Source organism: Mycolicibacterium lacusdiani (assembly GCF_021916785.1).
Taxonomy (GTDB): Bacteria; Actinomycetota; Actinomycetes; order Mycobacteriales; family Mycobacteriaceae; genus Mycobacterium; species Mycobacterium lacusdiani.
Map to the genome: position 1 here is coordinate 1 of NZ_JAKCFC010000005.1, position 19,626 is coordinate 19,626.

The following is a 19,626-nucleotide window of genomic DNA, read 5'->3' on the forward strand; positions in this document are numbered from 1 at the left end:
CCAACACATACCGAACCTTGTCTTCAGCCGATATCTTCGACCGCCGCGACCTGGTCATCTGACACTCCTTCCGACATGTCACCAATCTTCACTCGGCGACCGTGACAAGAAGTCTGAGTCAGTGCACGAGCGTAGAATCGAACGCGTGTTCGAAGAATCCTCGCCCGATGATCTGCTCTCCGTGGTGGAGCAGTGCCGTCGTGAGGAGTCCGCGACCATTGGGCGGCGCATGGCGGCGATCGCCGGCCTGCTGTGGCACCGCACGGCCGAAGCCGAGGGTATCGACGACGACCCCGGCTACGCCATGATCACCGGGTTCGCCCGCACCACCGCCGAGATCGGCGCAGCGCTGAACCTGCCGCCCACCACGGCAGGCACCATCGTCTCCCACGCGGAGGCACTCGAGCGGTTGCCCGAGATCGCCGCACTACTTGCCGATGGCCGCGTTGACTGGCCCACCTGCGAGGTCGTCATCCGCCGTTGCGAACTGGTCGACCACGACGCGATGGTGGAGTTGGACCAGCGGCTGGCGAGCACCATCTCGACGTGGCCGTCGTGGTCGCGGCGCCGGGTCATCCACGCCGTGGACGCCGCGATTGCCCGCCTAGACCCGGAGGCGGCGAAGAAGCGCAGGCAGGCCGCCGACACCGACCGCTATCTGCGGGTGACCGCGAAGCCCAACGGGATGGCCGACATCCGCGGGTCGGTGCCCGCACCGGCGGCAGCGATGTTCGACAAGCGGGTAACCGAGATGGCGGCCGCGGTGTGCGCGGAGGATCCGCGCACCACGATGCAGCGCCGCGCCGATGCGATCGAGGCGCTCACCGAGGGCCGCGAATTGGGGTGCGCGTGCGGGCGCTCGGACTGCCCGATCGCACCGGTCGACCCCGAGATTCGGGGTGGGGTGCGGTTCGTGATCAACGTGATCGCCGGCGAAGCGACGCTCACCGGCGACGACGAGGAACCCGGGCACCTGGAGGGCTACGGCGTGATCGACGCCGACCAGGTCCGCCAGATCGCCGCCAGGAAGGCGATCCTGAGGCCGGTCGGTCCGCCGCCCACCAACGCCAAGCTGGCCGCCTCGCTGCGGTATCAGCCGTCTGCGGCGGTGGAACGCTGGATCCGGTGCAGGGACCTGATCTGCCGGTTCCCCGGCTGCGACCGCCCGGCGTGGCGCGCCGACGTCGACCACACCGTGCCCTTCGACCACGACGACCCCCGCGCGGGTGGCGGGCCGACGCTCGGGACCAACCTGGGTTGCTATTGCCGCCAGCATCATCGGCTCAAGACCTTCCACGGCGGGCCCGACGGCTGGCGCGACGTGCAACTCGCCGACGGCACGATCGTGTGGACCTCGCCGACGGGACGGGAGTACCGCACCACTCCCGACGGCGCGGAGCTGTTCGACGGGATCGCCGCCGCGTGCGGCATCCCTCGCCTCCGCAAACGAAACCGGCGGCGGGAGAAGGCGTTGCGCACCGCGGCCGCCCGACGCGGCATGCACGCCAAGCGGGCCGCCAACGACGCGACGCTCGCTCTCAACCGGGCCAGACTCGCCGAGATCGACATCCGCAAGTGGCGCAACGACATGCGCCGCACCCTGCTCAACCTCAAGGGCGGCGCACCGAGCACCAGCCCGTGGTGCACTTGGGTCAACGACCCCCGCGAAGACGAACACATCTCCGCCGACTGGCGACCACCCGAACGCGACCCCGACCAGACTCCTGACGAACCACCGTTCTGAGCGGTAGTCCGGCGGACCTGCTACAGCGCGGCGTCGGCGACGTCGAGTGCGGCGTCGAGGATCCGCAGGCCCTCGGCTACCTCGTCGTCGGTGATGTTGCACGCGGGCACCGCGTGGATGCGGTTGAAGTTCGCGAACGGCAGCAGACCGTTCTGCTTGCACTCGGCGAGCACCGAGTTCATCGCGGGGCTCGATCCGCCATACGGCGCCAACGGTTCCCGCGTCTGCTGGTCGGCCACCAACTCGACCGCCCAGAACACGCCGAGCCCGCGGACCTCGCCCACGCAGCGGTGCTTGGCGGCCAGGTCGCGCAGTCCGGGGCCGAGGACGTCGGAGCCGATGCGCTTGGCATTGGCGACCATGCCCTCGTCCTCCATGGCGTTGATCGTGGCGACGGCAGCGGCACAGGCCAGGGGGTGACCGGAGTAGGTCAGCCCGCCCGGGTAGGCGCGGTCGTCGAACGTCGCGGCGATCTCCGAGCTGATCGCGACGCCGCCGAGCGGCACGTAGCCCGACGTGACGCCCTTCGCGAACGTGATCAGGTCGGGGGTCACGCCGAAGTTCTGGATGGCGAACCACTCACCGGTGCGGCCGAATCCGGCCATGACCTCGTCGGCGATCATGACGATGCCGTACTTGTCGCAGATTTCCCGGACACCGGCCAGGTAGCCGGGCGGGGGAACCATGATTCCCGCGGTGCCCGGCACCGACTCGAGGATGATCGCGGCGAACGACGACGCGCCCTCGTGCTGGATCAGGCGCTCGAGGTACTCCAGTGCGCGATCCGACTCCTGCTGCTCGTTCTCCGCGTGGAACGAACTGCGGTACAGGAACGGGCCGTTGAAGTGCACGACGCCGGCGCTCGCGTAGTCGTTGGGGTAGCGGCGCGGGTCGCCGGTCAGGTTGATCGCGGTGTCGGTGCCGCCGTGGTAGGAGCGGTAGCGCGACAGCACCTTGTACCGGCCGGTGTGCAAACGGGCCATGCGCACGGCGTGCTCGACGGCGTCGGCGCCACCGTTGGTGAAGAAGATCTTGTTCAGCTCGCCCGGCGTGCGCTCGGCGATCAGCCGGGCCGCCTCGGAGCGTGCGTCGTTGGCGTGCTGCGGCGCGACCGTGCACAGCTTCGCCGCCTGTGCCTGGATCGCTGCGACGACCTTGGGGTGCTGATGGCCGATGTTGGTGAAGACCAACTGCCCTGAGAAGTCGAGCAGCTTGTTGCCGTCGCCGTCCCACACGTAGGAGCCGTCCGACGCCACGATAGTCATCGGCTTGATCTGCGCCTGCGCCGACCACGAATGGAAGACGTGCGTGCGGTCGAGTTCGTAAGTGCGGGCTGCCTCGGCGCGCGCGTCCTCGACCGACAAGCCGTTGGGCAGGGTCGCGGTGTCCTGGGTGGTGGTCATGGGTCCATCTTTCACTGTGGTCGGCGTCGGCAGGCAACTAGTTCCACGACGAGCGTGCGTGAACTCCGGTCGGAGTCCGGCGTGTCGGCCGCAGACACGCACGCTCGCCGAGGGAGGGGGTCAGGCGTTCTCGGGGAAGCCGAGGTTGATGCCGCCGTGGCTGGGGTCGAGCCAGCGCTGCGTGATGGCCTTCTGGCGGGTGAAGAACTGCACGCCGTCCATGCCGTGGGCGTGGGAGTCGCCGAACAGCGAGTTCTTCCAGCCGCCGAAGCTGTAGTACGCCATCGGCACGGGGATCGGCACGTTGATGCCGACCATGCCGACCTGCACCTCGTTCTGGAAGCGCCGGGCCGCGCCGCCGTCGTTGGTGAAGATCGCGGTGCCGTTGCCGTAGGGGTTGGCGTTGATCAGCTCCATCGCCTCGTCGTAGGTCTCGACGCGCACGACCGACAGGACCGGGCCGAAGATCTCGTCGGTGTAGACGCTCATCTCCGGAGTCACCTGGTCGATCAGCGTGGGGCCGAGCCAGAAGCCCTCGGCGCCGCCGTCGGCGGTGACGTTGCGGCCGTCGACGACGATCTTGGCGCCGTCGTTCTCGCCGGCGTCGATGTAGGAGGCCACCTTGTCGCGGTGGGCCTTGGTCACCAGCGGGCCCATGTCCGAGTCCTTGGTGCCGTCGCCGATCTTCAGCGGCGTCGTGCGCTCGGCGATCTTGGCGACCAGGTCGTCGGCGATCGGGCCGACGGCGACGCAGGCCGAGATGGCCATGCAGCGCTCACCGGCGGAGCCGAAGCCTGCGTTGACCATCGCGTCGGCCGCCAGGTCGAGGTCGGCGTCGGGCAGCACCACGGCGTGGTTCTTCGCGCCGCCGAGAGCCTGGACGCGCTTGCCCGCTGAGGTGCCGGTGGCGTAGACGTACTGCGCGATCGGGGTCGATCCGACGAAGCTGACCGACTTGACCTTGGGGTTGGTCAGCAGCTCGTCGACGGCGGTCTTGTCGCCCTGCAGCACGTTGAATACGCCGGCCGGCAGTCCGGCCTCCGCCCACAGTTCGGCGATCCACAGCGACGCCGACGGATCCTTCTCCGACGGCTTGAGGACGACGGTGTTGCCGGTGGCGATCGCGATGGGGAAGAACCACATCGGGACCATTGCGGGGAAGTTGAACGGCGAGATGATGCCGACGACGCCGAGCGGCTGGCGGATCGAGTAGACGTCGACGTTGGTCGAGGCGTTCTCGGTGAAGCCGCCCTTGAGCAGATGCGGAATGCCGCAGGCGAACTCGACGACCTCCTGGCCGCGGCTCACCTCGCCGAGGGCGTCGGAGAGCACCTTGCCGTGCTCGGCGGTGATCAGTGCGGCCAGCTTGCCCTTGCGGGAGTTGAGCAGCTCGCGGAAGTTGAACAGGATCTGGGTGCGCTTGGCCAGGCTGGTGTCGCGCCACGCCGGGAAGGCGGCAGCGGCGGCATCGATCACGGCCTGCGCATCGGCCACGCTGGCCAGCGCGACCTCGCCGGTGACCTCGCCGGACGCCGGGTTGGTGACGGGGGCGGTGGAGTCGCTGCTGCCCGCGAAGGCCTCGTTGTTCAGCCAGTGGGAGATCGTGCGCATGTAAGGAGCCCTTTGCGGTTGGTTGGGGCCGGACCAGCCGCGGTGCTGGCGGTGACACCGTTGATTCTGACAAAGCGCGACCACCAAGACCGGTGACGAAGCGTCTCGATGACCGCCGATCCGCTTACACTGTGTAAGTGCCCGTGACCATCGCCGACGTCGTCGCACTCGACGTCGTCGCGCGCGGCGAGCCCGAGGTCCTCAGCGACTGCCGCTTCGACGACGAGATCCGCTGGGTGCACGTCGGCGACGTCGCCGACCTCTCGGCACTCCTGCGGGGCGGTGAACTGCTGCTGACCACCGGCGCACCCCTGCGCCGCGCACCGACGTCCTACCTGCGGGGTCTCGCCGACGCCGGTGCCCTCGGCGTGGTCGTCGAACTCGGCGCGTCCCTGCGATCGGTGCCGGCCTCGGTCGCCGCGACCGCGAGGGACCTAAACCTGGCCCTGGTGGTCCTGCACGAGCCGATCAAGTTCGTCGAGGTGACCGAGACGGTGCACCGCCGCATCGTCGCCGAGCAGTACGACGAGGTCGCCTTCGACCGGCGCGTGCACGAGGTGTTCACCGAATTGAGCATGAAGCGCGCTTCGGTCCCCGGCATCGTCGACGCGGCCGCGCGGATGCTCGACGAACCCGTCGTACTCGAGGACCTGACGCACCAGGCGCTAGCGGTGTCGGCCGGCGGGCGCGCCGCTGCGGCGCTGCTCGAGGACTGGGAGCGGCGGTCGCGGCTAGTGCCCCCTGGCGGTGACGAGCAGTGGGTGGTCACGTCGGTCGGCCCGCGCGCCGAGGAGTGGGGCCGGCTCATCGTGCCGAGCCGCCCGGCGGACACCGCCCGGGCCCGGCGGGTGCTCGAGCGAGCCTCCGCGGCGCTCGCGCTGCACCGGATGATCGAACGGGACCGGTCCGGGCTGCACCAGCAGGCGCAGAGCGGGCTGATCGACGACATCGTGCGCGGCCGCATCACCGACGACGCCGAGGCGGCAGCCCGGGCCCACGCGCTCGGACTGCGCAAGGCCGCGAGGTACCTCCCGGTCACGGTGCGGGTGGACCGGACGTCGGATGACACCGATCCCGTTGCGGTGCAACGACGCAACGTCGAACTCCTCGACACCGTCGCGCACACCGTCAACGCAGCAGGCCACACCGCGCTGTTCGCCATCCGGCGTGACGGCGAGATCGGCGCCGTCCTGTCGCTGGGTACCGGCCGCGCCGGAACCGAGGAGAAGGCGCTGACCGCACTGGGCGACGTAATAGGGCAACGGATCCGCCAGGCACACGGCGTCGCCGCTGTCGTCGCGGTCGGGCCACCGGGTGGCGACGTCATCGACGCCGTCGGTGGACTGGCCGAGGCCGCCCACGTCGCGGAGGTCGCCATCGGCATGGGCGCCTCGACCCACGGGCGCTCGTACTTCCGCGCCTCCGACGTGCGGCTGCGCGGGCTGCTGTCCCTGCTCCGGGAGGACCCGCGCGTGCAGAGCTTCGCCGAGACCGAACTGCGCGCACTGCTCACGAGTCCCGACACCGCCCAACCGTCGAACCTGACCGTCCTGCGCGAATTCCTCAGCGCAGCCGGGAACAAGGCCGCGCTGGCGCAGCGACTGCACATCAGCCGCCCGTCGCTCTACAAGCGGCTTGCCGCCATCGAACGCACCCTCGGGGTGGACCTCGACGACGCGGAGTCGATGACCTCGCTGCACGTCGCCCTGCTGGTGCACGACGGGCGCCGCGCCGCCCCGTCGGTCATGGGTTGAGCGGTATGACCGAGCCCGAGGCCTACCGCGCCCCGATGCGGTCCCGCCGCGACGATGTACCGCCGGAGTCGTCGATTCGCCGGGGTCTGGCCCACGGGTTGTGCGGATTCGGCGGTGTCCTAGACGTGGCGCCCGACGGCCTCGACACCGCCATGCGACTGGCCGCCGCCCGGTACGGCAACGGGCTGGCACGACGCATCGCCCGCTTCGCCGACGTGCCCGACGGCGCCTTCGCCTGGACGCGTGACACCGACGGGCTGTTCTGGCTCGGCCGGCTGCGCGGCCCCTGGTTCTACGACGCCGACGCCGACGCGACGGCCGTCGATCTGGTGCACGTGCGCAGCTGCGAATGGCAGCACCGTCCCGTCCCGCCATCCGAAGCGCCCGGAGCGGTGCTGGCGACCTTCGCGCGCGGGGGTCGCAACTTCCAGCGGATCCACGACGACGCCGTCGGCGCGGCGAGCCTGCGGATCTGGGCGCGATAAGTCCCGGGCGCGGGCGCCGAACCGGTTACAGTCGAAGCCAGAAGTGTAATGGCGGTGCTGACGAGGCGAAGGAGTGCGCTGACGTGATCAAGGTGATGGAGGGAGTCCGGGTCCTCGAGGTTGCCCAGTTCACGTTCGTCCCCGCGGCGGGCGCGATCCTGGCCGACTGGGGCGCGGACGTCATCAAGATCGAGCACCCCGTGCGCGGTGACACCCAGCGCGGCTTCCTCTACATGGGCGGCATCCAACTCGACCCGAACCGGCACCCGCTGATCGAGCATCCCAACCGCGGCAAGCGCAGCGTCGGCATCGACGTCTCCACGGCCGACGGTCAGGAGGTGCTTTACGAACTCGCCAAGACCGCCGACGTCTTCCTCACCAACTACATGCCGCAGGCCAGGCAGAAGAACAAGTTCGACGTCGAGCACATCCGCGCGGTGAACCCAGACATCATCTACGCCCGCGGCAGCGCGTACGGCGACAAGGGGCCCGAACGGCTCGTCGGTGGCTTCGACGGAACGGCGTTCTGGACGCGCAGCGGCGTCGGCCACGCTCTGACCCCGGAAGAACTCGGTGGCGCACTGCCGCAGGGCATTCCGGCGTTCGGCGACTCGATCGGCGGGATGAACATCGCGGGTGGCATCTCCGCGGCGCTGTTCCACCGCGAGCGCACCGGCGAGACCGCCGAGATCGACGTCTCCCTGCTGAGCACCGCCTGGTGGGCGGCAGGCGCCAGCGTGACCCAGGGCATGGAGGTCGGCGAGACGATGCGCTCGACGATGCCCAATGCCGTTGGTCCGACGTTCAATCCGTTCCTCGGCAACTATCTGACCTCCGACGGCGGCACCATCAACCTGTGCATCGTCAGCCCCACCGGCTACATCCGGGACGCATTCGAGCACCTGGGTCTGCCGGAACTCGCCGACGACCCGCGATTCTCCGACGTCATGCCGCTCATCGAGAACGCCGCGGCTGCTGCCGAGATGATCGCCGACTCGATCCGCAGCAAGCCGTTCGACTACTGGCGTCAGCACCTCAAGACCATGAAGGGTCAGTGGGCACCGTTCCAAAGCCTGCTGGACCTGGCCGCCGACGAGCAGGCCATCGCCAACGACATGATCGTCGAGGTCGAGGCAGGCGACGGCGGCGAGCCGTTCAAGGTGGTGCGCGGGCCCGTCCAGTTCAACCACGAACCGCTCGAAACCACACGGGCGCCAATGGCATCCGAGCACACCGAGCTGGTGCTGATGGAACTCGGGCTGGACTGGGACCGCATCGAAGCCCTCAAGGAGTCCGGCGCGATCGCCTGACCCCGCAGCCGCGTCGGTAGGGTCACCTACCGTGACGACGAACTGGACCCAGGACCGACTCGGCGACCTGAGCGGTCAGCGCATCATCGTGACCGGCGCGACCAACGGCGTGGGGCTGGGCACCGCCCGGGCGCTCACCCGTGCGGGTGCGCACGTCATCCTCGCCGTGCGCAACACCACGCTGGGGGAGCAGCGCGCGGCGGAGATCGGCGGGTCGACGTCGGTGGTCGAACTGGACCTCGCCGACATGTCCTCGGTGCGAGCCTTTCCCGCCAAGCTCGACGGCGACGTCGACGTCCTGATCAACAACGCAGGCGCGTTGTCCCAGCACCGCAGGGACACCGTCGACGGATTCGAGATGACGATCGGCACCAACCTCCTGGGACCCTTCGCGCTGACGAACCTGATGTTCGACCGGGTGCGGTCGAAGATCGTCAACGTCGGCTCCGACGCGCACCGCTCGGCCAAGCTCGACCTCGACGACCTGCATCTGCGCAACGCCAAGTGGAACGTCATGGGTGCCTACGCCAGGTCGAAGCTGGCGGTGATGCTGTGGGGCCTCGAACTGGACCGCCGGCTGCGCGCGGCCGGGTCACCGGTCATGACTCAGCTGACCCATCCCGGCTGGGTCGCGTCGAACCTGTCCAACGTCTCCGACAACCGCGTGATGTCGCTGGTGCACCGGGGCGTGCAGGCAGTCGGCAGCGTGTTGGCCAACGACATCGAGGAAGGCGCGGCGCCCACGCTGTACTGCCTCAGCGAACCCATCCCGCCGGGGAGCTACGTCGGGGTCGACGGCCGGTTCGGGCTGCGCGGCGGTCCAGTGCTGATCGGCCGGTCCGCGGTGGCGTGCGACTACGAGATCGCCGCCCGCATCGTCGACTTCGCCGAACGCGAGACGGGCACGGCCATTCCGGTCTGACCTCGGTCGGGCGCTACTTGGCCATCCGCTTCGCCAGGCGCGCCCCACCACGGCGCATCCGGTCGGAGATCCGCACGCTGAACACCGCGTTGAACACGTCTTCGCGCAGCCGGGTCAACGTCGAAGTCTTTATGCGCCAGCCAGTTTCGTCCTTCTCGTAGGTTTCGTGATAGTGGCCGTAGCCCGCCAGGTTCAGGGCAGGGGCCAGGCGCACCACGTCCTGCAGGGCCCACACCCCGCGAGCCGTCGTCGCGGACGTCAGCTCGATCTCGGGCGCGTGCACCTGGTGGACGGTCGGCTTGTTCGGCGACCCCAGCGTCTTGCGCAGGAAGGCGACGAAGTCGTCGGCGCCGGATATGACGACACCGCCGGCCTTGCTGGTGTCGCTGACGAAGTCGTCGGTGAACAGCTGCCGCCACGCCGGCCAGTCCTTGGCGTCCAGCAGCCGGCAGTACCGTGCCTTCAGCTGCTTGATCGCCTCGATCTCCATCAGTGCGGCGGCGTCGTCCATCGCTGGAACCTACCGCGCGACGTCACTGGTGGCCACGGCCTCGGCGAGCAGGGTCGGGTCGTGCGCGGACACGATGAGCAGATCCGGGTCGCGGCGCTCGTGCAGTTGCGCGAGGCGGGCCTGGTTCTCGCGCAGCTTCTTCGAGTTGTGGGCGACCATCGCCTCGGACACCCTGATCGCCAGCGGTACCGGTGAGTGGCCGTCGAGGGTGCCGCGGTAGTAGAACGCGTCACCGCAGTGCAGGACCCAGCGGTGTCCCGCATCGACGGCAACGCAGGCGTGGCCCCGGCTGTGCCCCGGCAGCGAGATCAGCACGATGCCCGGTGCGATCTCGTCGAGTTCCTTGGCCGCCGGGAAGCCGCGCCACGACTCACCGTCCGGGTCGTGGGTGACGAGGTCCGGCCCGTGCGCCCACTGGACGGGCCGGTACCGGAAGCGCTCGACCCGGTCGGGAGACGTCATCGCGCCCTCCACCTCCGATGCGGTGACGTGGATCCGGGCGTCGGGGAAGTCGGCCAGCCCGCCGATGTGGTCGATGTCGAAGTGCGTGGTGACGACGTGCCGCACGTCGGCGATCTCGAAACCCATCCGCTGGATCTGCCGCGCGGCGGTCTCCTCGGGATCGAGGCGGGGCCGAAGCAGATGCCGGGTCACGCCGATCCGCGCTGGGTCGGCACAGTCCCGAAGTCCGAAACCGGAGTCGACGAGCACCAGGCCGCCGTCGGTCTCGACCAGCAGCACGTGGCACACGATCGGCGCGCCGGGGGAGTCCATGCTGCCGCAGTTGAGGTGATGAACCTTCACGAGTGTGCGTCGTCCTCCATGACATGGGCGGGGTGGTGCTGGCTCGACCAGAATCGGCGACGAGGCAACGTAGCGCAACATTCGGATCGAAGACGTGCACGTCATCGGCGATCGTGCCGTGGCGAGCCTGGCACGCATCTAGCCTTGCGGAGACGTCCGCGCGAATCGAGGGATTACAGGTGACCGACGACGGCAATGACGGACGGTCGACCGACGTGCGGCCTCGCACTCCCGGCACCGAGGACCCTCGCGAGGGCGAGTTCGGCTTCCCCGCTGCGCTGTGGCGCCGGCTCGGAGCCCTCCGCCTGCCTCGAGCGACTCGTCCACGATGGCGCAGTCCGTTGCGCGGACCGTGGTTGACGTCCGTTCTCGGCCTCACGCTGCTCGTCACGCTGCCGGTGGTCATCCTGACCGGCCTGCTGTCCTACATCGCCTACGGCCCGCAGTTCGGGCAGGCCATTCCGGCCAACGTGGGGTGGTTCAAGCTGCCGACCTTCGATTGGCCATCCCGGCCGTCATGGCTGTACCGACTGAACCAGGGCTTGCACGTCGGGCTTGGCCTGATCCTCATCCCCATCGTCCTGGCGAAGTTGTGGTCGGTGATACCCAGGTTGTTCGCCTGGCCGCCGGCACGTTCGCTCGCGCAGGTGCTCGAGCGGGTGTCCCTGCTGATGCTCGTCGGCGGGATCCTCTTCGAGATCGTCACCGGCGTCCTGAACATTCAGTACGACTACGTATTCGGGTTCAGCTTCTACACCGCCCACTACTGGGGTGCCTGGGTGTTCATCGTGGGATTCGTCATTCACACGACGCTGAAGATTCCCCGGATGATCGCCGCGCTGAAGACGATGTCGTTCCGCGATGTGATGCGTACCAACACCAGTGACACCACGGTGGAGCCCACCGACATCGACGGCCTCGTGTCCGCCGACCCTGCACCGGCCACCATCAGTCGCCGAGGCGCGTTGGCCGTGGTCGGTGGTGGCGCGCTGCTCATCGCGGTGCTGACGGCGGGACAGACTCTCGGCGGCGTCACACGGCAATTCGCGCTTTTGCTTCCGCGGGGCAGCGACAGGGGGCCGGGACCCAACGACTTCCAGGTCAATCGGACGGCATTCGCAGCGGGGATCGAGCAGGCCGCCACGGGTCCGCAGTGGCGGGTGACGTTGCGGGGAGGCCCAACCCCGGTGGTACTCGACCGCGCCGCGCTGCTCGCGATGCCACAGCACACCGCGCGGCTGCCGATCGCCTGCGTGGAGGGCTGGTCGACCACCGAGACGTGGACGGGGGTCAGGTTGCGGGACCTCGCCGCGATGGCAGGGGTTCCGTCGCCGCAGTCGGCGCGGATCGGCTCGCTGGAGCGCCGCGGCGCATTCAACCGAGCCACGTTGCAGGCCAATCAGATTGGTAACCCGGATGCGCTACTCGCGCTTCGGGTCAACGGCGCCGAACTGTCTCTGGATCACGGGTTTCCCGCCCGCGTCATCGTTCCGGCGTTGCCCGGCGTGCACAACACCAAGTGGGTCGCCACCATCGACTTCGAGGCCGCCACGTGAGATCCGCGCTGGCCCGGTTCGCCAAGTCGTACGGTTCGAGCCCCGGTCATCTGCTGCTGATGCTGGCGGGTTTCGCCCTCGTCGCCGCGGTGATCGCGACGATGAAGCCGACCTCGCTATGGAATGCGAACTCCTGGTGGCAGTCGATCGCCGTGTGGTTCGTGGTCGCAGTCATCGCCCACGACTTGATCGCGTTCCCCGTGTACGCGTTGGCCGATCGGATCCTGACACGCAGCACCCGCCGGATCCGCCCGGCAGGTGTACCGACGATCAACTACGTCCGCCTGCCTGCGATGGCCGCAGCGCTCACCTTCCTCGTCTTCCTCCCGGGTATCATCGAGCAGGGCGGACCGGCCTATCAAGCTGCGACCGGTCAGACCCAAGAGCCCTTCCTCGCTCGTTGGTTGTGGCTCACGGCGTCCTTCTTTGCGGTCAGTGCCGTTGCCTTCGGGGTGCGCGTCCTTCTGGTTCGGCTTCGTGGCCCGGGCCAGGGCTTCCGCTAGGGCGCTTTCGCTGCCGGACCGCTTACCCGAGAGGTAATCGAAACCGGTCGCTGCCGTCGGCATACTGAGCCCATGGCCGACGACCGAACCGACCGCCCCAAGCCGCCAATCCTGTTGCTGCACGGCGTCTTCGGGCGCCCCGAACTGCTGCGGCCATGGATCGACCGGCTCGAGGCGGAGGGCTACGTGGTGCACGCGCCGACACTGCCCGGCCGCAACCCGACCGACGATCACGTACTCGCGCGCATGGGGATCGAGGACTGCTTCGCGGTGGCGCTCGACGCCTACGACCACATCGGCGAACCGGCGATCGTCATCGGCCACAGCATGGGCGGTCTGCTCACCCAGAAGATCGCCGCCGCCCGCGCGCCGCTCGCCGCCGTGTTGTTGGCGTCGGTTCCGCCCGGCGTGCTGTGGCCCCGACCGCGGTCGCTGCCGTACCTGGTGCCGATCCTGCCCAGGGTGCTCGCCGGGCGCCCCTTCCTGCCGTCCGCGCGCACCATGCGCGAGGTCCCGCTCACCACGTTGCCCGCCGCCGAGCGGGCCACTCTGATCCCGCTGCTGGTGCGCGACTCGGGCAGGGTGTTCCGCGAGATGTCGATGGGGGCGCCCGCCACGCGGGTCGACGCCGCCAGGGTCACGTGCCCGGTGCTGTGCGTGAGTGCGGGCGCCGATCGCAACGTCGCGCCCTGGCTCTCGCGTCGCATTGCGGCGCGCTACGGCGCCGAACATCGGGTGCATCCGGAGCTGCCGCACTGGATCGTCGCGGAGTCGGCACTGGACGAAGTGGCCGGCGGGGTGCTGGAGTGGCTCGAGAGAACGGTGGGGTAGCCGTTCGACGACGGCCGGAGGTTGGGTGGCAGTGACACGTCGTGGGCGGCACGGGGTCATCACCCGCAGCGCGGTCGGCCCGGGTTCCACCGAGGCCTTCATCATCATCGCGATCGCGACGATCCTGCTGACCCGCGGCTATCTGCAGCTCACCGGCTATCCGCAAATCGGGGGCGGCAACCTGCACATCGCGCACGCGCTGTGGGGCGGGGCGTTCATGATGCTGGCCCTGGTGATCGGATGGATGACGCTCGGCTTCGGCACCCGCGTGCTCTGCGTAGTGCTCGGCGGCATCGGCTTCGGCCTGTTCCTCGACGAGGTCGGCAAGTTCATCACCAAGGACAACGACTACTTCTACGGCCCTGCCGCCGAGATCATGTACATCCTCGTGGTCGTCATCCTGCTCGGCGCCAGGATGGTGCGGGACTTCCGGCCGCTGGGCGCCGTCGAATGCCTGGCGTCCGCGGCGTCGATCGCCGCCGACGGGGTCGCGAGGGGTCTGGCCCGGCGCAGGCGCGAGGTCGGTCTGGTGCTCGTCGAGCGGGCCCGCGAACTCGGAGCCGACGCCGACGACGCCGACCGCATCCGCGGTCTGCTGCTCTCCGCCGACCCCGCGTCCGACCGCCTGCATGCGGCGCAGAAGCGGGCGATCGCGCTCATCCCCGGCTTCCTGCGCAGTCCCCGGTGGATCCCGATCGTCGGCTGGCTGCTGGTCGCCGGTTCCTTCCTCGGCGTGTCACTCGGCATGCTCGGCGTCGCACTCGGCGGCTACTTCTACGAAGACGATCACCTGAAGGTCGACCTCGACGGCCTCAACGTGCCGTCGGTCATCCTGCTGGTGACCGCCGTCCTCACCCTGGCCATCTCGCTGCCGGCGATGGTGGCCCGCAGGCGCACCGACGACATCTGGCCGCTGCGGTGGCTGCGCAACGCCGCGCTCGTCTTCACCCTGCTGACCGCACTCGTGGACTTCGCCACCGAGGGTTTCGGCGCCCTGATCAACCTGTCGATCGGGCTGTTCGCGCTGGCGATCCTGTCCTATCAGCTCGACGTCGCGACGCGGGCGCTGCTGCCCGCCGCACCGGTCGCGGCTCAGACGGCTGCGACGTAGCGCTTGCTCACGATCCGCTGCACCAGCGAGGTGACCGGGCCTGCGAGCCGGCTCCACCAGGTCCCGTGCCGGGAGAATGCCGTGACCTCGGCGTAGACGGCGCCGTCCGACGGGTCGTAGCGCACCGCGAACAGTTCCTCGCCGATCTCCGGGTGCCCGGGCAGGGTGCCGTAGGCGAAGCCGCGGTGATCGGGTTCGGCGAGGACGTAGACGACCCGGCACGGAGCTGGGATCGGCCCGAGGGTCACCACCACCTCCGACCCGACGGCCGCGACCTCCGACGTCGCCCGCACCCGCGCGCCCGCACCGCGCAGCATGCCCCAGCGCATCACCGACGCGGCCGCCTCCTCGAACCGGGCCCTGCCGTGGCCGATCAGCGCCGACTCGTGAACATGGCGGTATCCGGCGGGCAGGGGCCCCGCCGTGGCGCCCACCTCGGGGTAGGTCAGGGGCAGGCCCGAGAGGTCGCGCGGGGACAGTCGGCCGATCACACCGGCCACCTTGCCACCAGCGCCGGGCGGCGAGCCAATACGGTGGAGCGGTGACGATCGACGAGGCCCAGTCCGGTGGCGGGTTCAACCCGCCGGTGCCGACCTCCGGTGGCGGCCCGGACTACGGCCGGTTCATCGAGGCGGTGCGGACGCTGCAGGACCATGCGAGGGCCGCCGACGCACCCGACGACGTCATCACCGAGGCTGCCGACCTCCTCGACGACGTCAACCGTCTGCTTGAGCCGTTCGACGCCGACGAATGGCATTCGCCGTCGGGACGGCGGATGGACCTGCCGAACCGGGGCAGCATCCTGTCGGTCCCCGTCGACCTGCACGTCGTCGACGACGAGCGCGGCAGGCGCGTCGAGGGCACCGCAGTCTTCCGGCGCTTCCACCTCGGCCGCAACGGCGCCGTCCACGGCGGTTCGCTGGCGCATCTATTCGACTCGCTGCTCGGCTTCACGGCGTTCAAGCTCAGCGAGAGCAAGAAGCAACGCACCGCCTACCTGCACGTGAACTACCGCAGGATCGCGCCGATCGACCGGCAGCTGCGGGTTGAATCGACCATCGAACGGATACAGGGACGGAAGATATTCGTCGCCGGTCGGCTGTTCGACGGCGACGACGTGCTGTGTGAGGCGGAGGCGCTGTTCGTGATGTTGAAACCGGGGCAACCGTGACGTCGGACGAGCAACACACCGACCAGCACGATTCGGACCAGCGGGAGACCGACGAGCCGTCGAGGTTCTCGGACGTCAAGCGCCGGTGGGGCCGTTGGCGCGACCGGCTGCGGGAACGCCCCAGGGTCGAGTTCTTCTACCGCATCGCCGTCGGCGTCATCGGCATGGTCGTGCTCGGGCTCGGGATCCTGGCCATTCCGTACCCGGGGCCCGGTTGGGCGATCGTGTTCGTCGGCCTCGGCATCCTGGCCACCGAGTTCGACTGGGCCCGCAAACTGCTGGCATACGCCAAGGAACGATACGACCGGTTCATGGACTGGTTCCACCGTCAGCCCGCGTGGGTGCAGGTGGTCGGCGGACTGCTGACGGCCCTCTTCGTCGGTGCGACCCTCTGGTTGCTCGGCGCTCTGGATTGGGGCGCGGAACTCGTGGGGCTGAACCCCCACTGGTTCAACAGCCCCATCGGCTTCGGCGACTAAGGACGGGCGAGCGGAGCGACGGGGTGTTTGACTCGAGTCCCCGATAGCATGGTCGCGGTCACCACCCCCCCGACCCGATGGAGTACCGCCGATGAGCGCCGCCGCCAGCACCGCCCCCGCAGCCCTGATCCGGGTGCCTGCCGGGACGACCGCGGCGGCCGCCGTGCGCGAGGCGGGACTGCCCAGCCGCGGTGCCCCCGACGCCGTGGTCGTCGTCCGCGACGCCGAGGGCCGCTTGCGCGACCTGTCGTGGACCCCTGACGTCGACGTCGAGGTGACGCCCGTCGCGGCCGACACCGAGGACGGCCGCAGCGTCATCCGGCACTCCGCGGCCCACGTGCTCGCCCAGGCGGTGCAGAATCTCTTCCCGGAGGCGAAGCTCGGAATCGGCCCGCCGATCACCGACGGCTTCTACTACGACTTCGACGTGCCGCGCGCCTTCACCCCCGAGGACCTGACCGCACTCGAGAAGCGCATGCGTCAGATCGTCAAGGACGGTCAACTGTTCGACCGCCGGGTCTACGAATCCAAGGACGCGGCGCGCGCAGAGCTGGGCGACGAGCCCTTCAAACTGGAACTGGTCGACGACAAGTCCGGCGACGCGGAGATCATGGAGGTCGGCGGCGACGAGCTGACGGCCTACGACAACCTCAATCCCCGCACGCGGGAACGCATCTGGGGTGATCTGTGCCGTGGCCCGCACATCCCCACCACGAAGTTCATCCCGGCCTTCAAGCTCACCCGCAGTTCCGCCGCGTACTGGCGGGGCGATCAGGAGAACGCGAGCCTGCAGCGCATCTACGGCACCGCGTGGGAGTCTCAGGAAGCCCTCGACCGCCACCTCGAACTGCTCGAGGAGGCGCAGCGCCGCGATCACCGCAAGCTCGGCACCGAACTCGACCTGTTCAGCTTCCCCGACGAGATCGGTTCCGGCTTACCGGTGTTCCACCCCAAGGGCGGCATCGTGCGACGCGAACTCGAGGACTACTCGCGCCGCAAGCACATCGAGGCGGGCTACGAGTTCGTCAACACCCCGCACATCACCAAGGCGCAGCTGTTCCACACCTCCGGGCACCTGGACTGGTATGCCGACGGCATGTTCCCGCCGATGCACATCGACGCGGAGTTCAACGAGGACGGCACGGTGCGCAAGCCCGGCCAGGACTACTACCTCAAGCCGATGAACTGCCCGATGCACTGCCTGATCTTCCGCGCCCGCGGCCGGTCCTATCGCGAACTTCCGTTGCGCGCGTTCGAGTTCGGCGCGGTGTACCGGTACGAGAAGTCCGGTGTCGTGCACGGCCTGACCCGCGTGCGCGGCCTCACCATGGACGACGCGCACATCTTCTGCACGCGCGACCAGATGCGCGACGAGCTGACCTCGCTGCTCCAGTTCATCCTCGACCTGCTGGGCGACTACGGGCTCGAGGACTTCTATCTCGAGCTGTCCACCAAGGACCCCAAGAAGTTCGTCGGCTCCGACGAGATTTGGGAGGAGGCGACCAGCACCCTGGCCGAGGTCGCCGCGGCGTCGGGTCTGGAACTGGTCCCCGATCCCGGTGGCGCCGCGTTCTACGGCCCGAAGATCTCGGTGCAGGCCCGGGACGCGCTGGGCCGCAGCTGGCAGATGTCGACCATCCAGCTCGACTTCAACTTCCCCGACCGGTTCGACCTGGAGTACACCGCGGCCGACGGCAGCCGCCAGCGGCCCGTGATGATCCACCGCGCGCTCTTCGGGTCCATCGAGCGGTTCTTCGGCATCCTCACCGAGCACTACGCCGGCGCCTTCCCCGCGTGGTTGGCGCCGCTGCAGGTGGTGGGCATCCCGGTGTCCGACGGGCACGTCGACTACCTGAACGACGTGGTTGCGCAGCTGAAGAAGCGCGGCATCCGCGCCGAGGTGGACGCCAGCGACGACCGGATGGCGAAGAAGATCGTCAACCAGACCAATCAGAAGGTGCCGTTCATGCTGCTGGCGGGGGACCGGGACGTCGAGGCGGGCGCGGTCAGCTTCCGGTTCGGCGATCGCACGCAGATCAACGGCGTCCCTCGCGACGTCGCGGTCGAGGCCATCGCCGACTGGATCGCGCGACGCGAGAACGCCGCGCCGACGGCAGAACTCGTCGAGGTGGGTAGTTCAGCGTGAGTGCCGAGGAAGAGCCCATAGATAGCACCGACGAGCGCTTGCGCGAGGAGTCGACCAACACGGACAGCCAGACGGTCGTCGACCACGGCGTGGGCGCCGGTGACCATCTGCAACGTCTGTGGACGCCGCACCGCATGTCCTACATCGCCGACTCGATCAAGTCCGGTTCGGCGAAGTCGACCGAACCGTTCACGGACATCCCCACCATGACCGACGAGGACGGTCTGGTGGTCGCACGCGGTGAGCTGGTCTACGCGGTCCTCAACCTCTACCCGTACAACCCCGGCCACCTGATGGTGGTGCCGTACCGCCGGGTCGCCGAACTCGAGAACCTCTCCGAGGCCGAGAGCGCGGAGTTGATGGCGTTCACGCAGAAGGCGATTCGCGTGATGAAGAGGGTCTCGCGCCCGCATGGCTTCAACGTCGGGCTCAACCTCGGCACGTCGGCGGGCGGATCGCTCGCCGAGCACCTGCACATGCACGTGGTGCCGCGCTGGGGCGGTGACGCGAACTTCATCACCGTGATCGGCGGTGCGAAGGTGATCCCGCAGCTGCTGCGCGACACTCGCGAACTGCTCGCCGACGAGTGGACCAAGACGCCGTGAGCGACTTCTACCTGATGACCCGTGCCGCCTACGCGAAGTTGAGCGGGCCGGTCGCCAGGGGTGCGCTGCGGCTGGGGCTGACCCCCGACGGCATCACCATCCTCGGTACCGCGGGCACCATCATCGCCGCGCTGACGCTCTACCCGCACGGCCAATTGTGGTGGGGCTCCTTCGCGGTCGCGTTCTTCGTCCTAGCCGACATGCTCGACGGCGCGATGGCCAGGGAACGCGGGTACGGCACCCGCTTCGGCGGCGTGTTGGACGCGACGTGTGACCGGCTCGCCGACGGCGCGGTGTTCTGTGGGCTGCTGTGGTGGGCCGCGTTCGGCATTCACAGCTCGTCGCTCGCGGTGGCCACGTTGATCTGTCTCGTCACCTCGCAGGTGATCTCGTACACCAAGGCACGCGCGGAGGCCAATGGTCTCAAGGGCGACGGCGGCATGATCGAACGGCCCGAGCGGCTGCTGATCGTGCTCATCGGCACGGGTCTGTCGGGCGTGTGGTTCCTGCACGTGCCGTGGCTCGTCCACGTCGCGATGTGGGTGCTCGCCGTCGCCAGCCTCGTCACGCTCGGGCAGCGCCTGCACTCGGTACGCCGGTCGCCGGGTGCGGCGGAACCGTTGCGCACCGACACATCGGCAGGGTCGGCCGAGGAGACGAACGGCCAGTGAGCACGCCGC

The 19,626-nt window shown here is 69.0% G+C and carries 19 protein-coding genes; 14 read left to right on the forward strand and 5 right to left on the reverse strand.

The features are described from left to right. Positions 1-145 precede the first annotated feature (145 nt). Positions 146-1,744 (forward strand): HNH endonuclease signature motif containing protein, encoded by a 1,599-nt coding sequence (locus tag LOK44_RS16535; protein ID WP_237571205.1) that lies wholly within the window; start codon positions 146-148, stop codon positions 1,742-1,744. 20 nt (positions 1,745-1,764) lie between these two features. On the opposite strand, the gene LOK44_RS16540 is transcribed toward LOK44_RS16535, so the two are convergent. Next, a complete protein-coding gene (locus LOK44_RS16540) occupies positions 1,765-3,147 on the reverse strand; it encodes an aspartate aminotransferase family protein (RefSeq protein WP_237571206.1) in 1,383 nt (460 codons plus the stop codon). Between the two features lie 120 nt (positions 3,148-3,267). Next, positions 3,268-4,758, reverse strand: coding sequence for a CoA-acylating methylmalonate-semialdehyde dehydrogenase (locus LOK44_RS16545; RefSeq protein ID WP_237571207.1), 1,491 nt, complete (start codon positions 4,756-4,758; stop codon positions 3,268-3,270). A gap of 137 nt (positions 4,759-4,895) precedes the next feature. Between LOK44_RS16545 and LOK44_RS16550 the strand changes: the two genes are divergently transcribed. From LOK44_RS16550 to LOK44_RS16565, 4 genes are all read left to right on the forward strand, one after another. Continuing rightward, positions 4,896-6,512 carry a PucR family transcriptional regulator gene (locus tag LOK44_RS16550; protein WP_237571208.1) on the forward strand — a complete coding sequence of 539 codons (1,617 nt, stop codon included), beginning with the start codon at positions 4,896-4,898 and terminating at the stop codon, positions 6,510-6,512. A gap of 5 nt (positions 6,513-6,517) precedes the next feature. Continuing rightward, the gene (locus LOK44_RS16555; RefSeq protein ID WP_237571209.1) at positions 6,518-6,997 is read left to right on the forward strand and encodes a GAF domain-containing protein; all 480 of its coding nucleotides are present in this window, start codon (positions 6,518-6,520) and stop codon (positions 6,995-6,997) included. 95 nt (positions 6,998-7,092) lie between these two features. Next, positions 7,093-8,307 carry a CaiB/BaiF CoA transferase family protein gene (locus LOK44_RS16560; RefSeq protein ID WP_237571509.1) on the forward strand — a complete coding sequence of 405 codons (1,215 nt, stop codon included), beginning with the start codon at positions 7,093-7,095 and terminating at the stop codon, positions 8,305-8,307. A 31-nt stretch (positions 8,308-8,338) separates the two neighbouring features. Continuing rightward, positions 8,339-9,229, forward strand: a complete 891-nt coding sequence (locus LOK44_RS16565) for an SDR family NAD(P)-dependent oxidoreductase (protein ID WP_237571210.1) — start codon at positions 8,339-8,341, stop codon at positions 9,227-9,229. A 13-nt stretch (positions 9,230-9,242) separates the two neighbouring features. Here the strand turns inward: LOK44_RS16565 and LOK44_RS16570 are convergent, their stop codons facing one another. Next, a complete protein-coding gene (locus tag LOK44_RS16570) occupies positions 9,243-9,740 on the reverse strand; it encodes a nuclear transport factor 2 family protein (protein WP_237571211.1) in 498 nt (165 codons plus the stop codon). A 9-nt stretch (positions 9,741-9,749) separates the two neighbouring features. Beyond that, positions 9,750-10,544: an MBL fold metallo-hydrolase gene (locus LOK44_RS16575; RefSeq protein WP_237571212.1), complete on the reverse strand. Its 795-nt coding sequence runs from the start codon at positions 10,542-10,544 to the stop codon at positions 9,750-9,752. Between the two features lie 278 nt (positions 10,545-10,822). On the opposite strand from LOK44_RS16575, the gene LOK44_RS16580 reads away from it, so the two are divergent. From LOK44_RS16580 to LOK44_RS16595, 4 genes are all read left to right on the forward strand, one after another. Further along, entirely contained in the window at positions 10,823-12,100 is a 1,278-nt protein-coding gene (locus LOK44_RS16580) for a molybdopterin-dependent oxidoreductase (protein ID WP_237571510.1), read from the forward strand. Beyond that, positions 12,097-12,603 (forward strand): hypothetical protein, encoded by a 507-nt coding sequence (locus tag LOK44_RS16585; protein ID WP_372481257.1) that lies wholly within the window; start codon positions 12,097-12,099, stop codon positions 12,601-12,603. The genes LOK44_RS16580 and LOK44_RS16585 overlap by 4 nt, the downstream gene beginning before the upstream one ends. A 72-nt stretch (positions 12,604-12,675) precedes the next feature. Next, a complete protein-coding gene (locus LOK44_RS16590) occupies positions 12,676-13,434 on the forward strand; it encodes an alpha/beta hydrolase (RefSeq protein WP_237571213.1) in 759 nt (252 codons plus the stop codon). A gap of 25 nt (positions 13,435-13,459) precedes the next feature. Next, complete coding sequence (locus LOK44_RS16595) at positions 13,460-14,545, forward strand: hypothetical protein (RefSeq protein ID WP_237571214.1); 1,086 nt, start codon at positions 13,460-13,462, stop codon at positions 14,543-14,545. On the opposite strand, the gene LOK44_RS16600 is transcribed toward LOK44_RS16595, so the two are convergent. Continuing rightward, a complete protein-coding gene (locus tag LOK44_RS16600; RefSeq protein WP_372481264.1) occupies positions 14,527-15,033 on the reverse strand; it encodes a DUF1990 domain-containing protein in 507 nt (168 codons plus the stop codon). The genes LOK44_RS16595 and LOK44_RS16600 overlap by 19 nt on opposite strands. Before the next feature lie 53 nt (positions 15,034-15,086). Here LOK44_RS16600 and LOK44_RS16605 point away from each other — a divergent pair, with 53 nt between their 5' ends. The 5 genes from LOK44_RS16605 to pgsA all read left to right on the forward strand — a co-directional run bounded on the left by LOK44_RS16605 (position 15,087) and on the right by pgsA (position 19,617). Then, positions 15,087-15,716 carry a PaaI family thioesterase gene (locus LOK44_RS16605; protein ID WP_237571215.1) on the forward strand — a complete coding sequence of 210 codons (630 nt, stop codon included), beginning with the start codon at positions 15,087-15,089 and terminating at the stop codon, positions 15,714-15,716. Then, positions 15,713-16,195 carry a TIGR02611 family protein gene (locus LOK44_RS16610; RefSeq protein ID WP_237571216.1) on the forward strand — a complete coding sequence of 161 codons (483 nt, stop codon included), beginning with the start codon at positions 15,713-15,715 and terminating at the stop codon, positions 16,193-16,195. The genes LOK44_RS16605 and LOK44_RS16610 overlap by 4 nt, the downstream gene beginning before the upstream one ends. Before the next feature lie 91 nt (positions 16,196-16,286). After that, complete coding sequence (gene thrS / locus LOK44_RS16615) at positions 16,287-18,341, forward strand: threonine--tRNA ligase (RefSeq protein ID WP_237571217.1); 2,055 nt, start codon at positions 16,287-16,289, stop codon at positions 18,339-18,341. A gap of 38 nt (positions 18,342-18,379) precedes the next feature. Then, on the forward strand, positions 18,380-18,946 hold the full coding sequence (locus tag LOK44_RS16620) for an ATP adenylyltransferase (protein ID WP_237571513.1): 567 nt from the start codon (positions 18,380-18,382) through the stop codon (positions 18,944-18,946). Beyond that, positions 18,943-19,617, forward strand: a complete 675-nt coding sequence (pgsA, locus tag LOK44_RS16625) for a phosphatidylinositol phosphate synthase (protein ID WP_308192758.1) — start codon at positions 18,943-18,945, stop codon at positions 19,615-19,617. The genes LOK44_RS16620 and pgsA overlap by 4 nt, the downstream gene beginning before the upstream one ends. Positions 19,618-19,626: the final 9 nt, after the last annotated feature.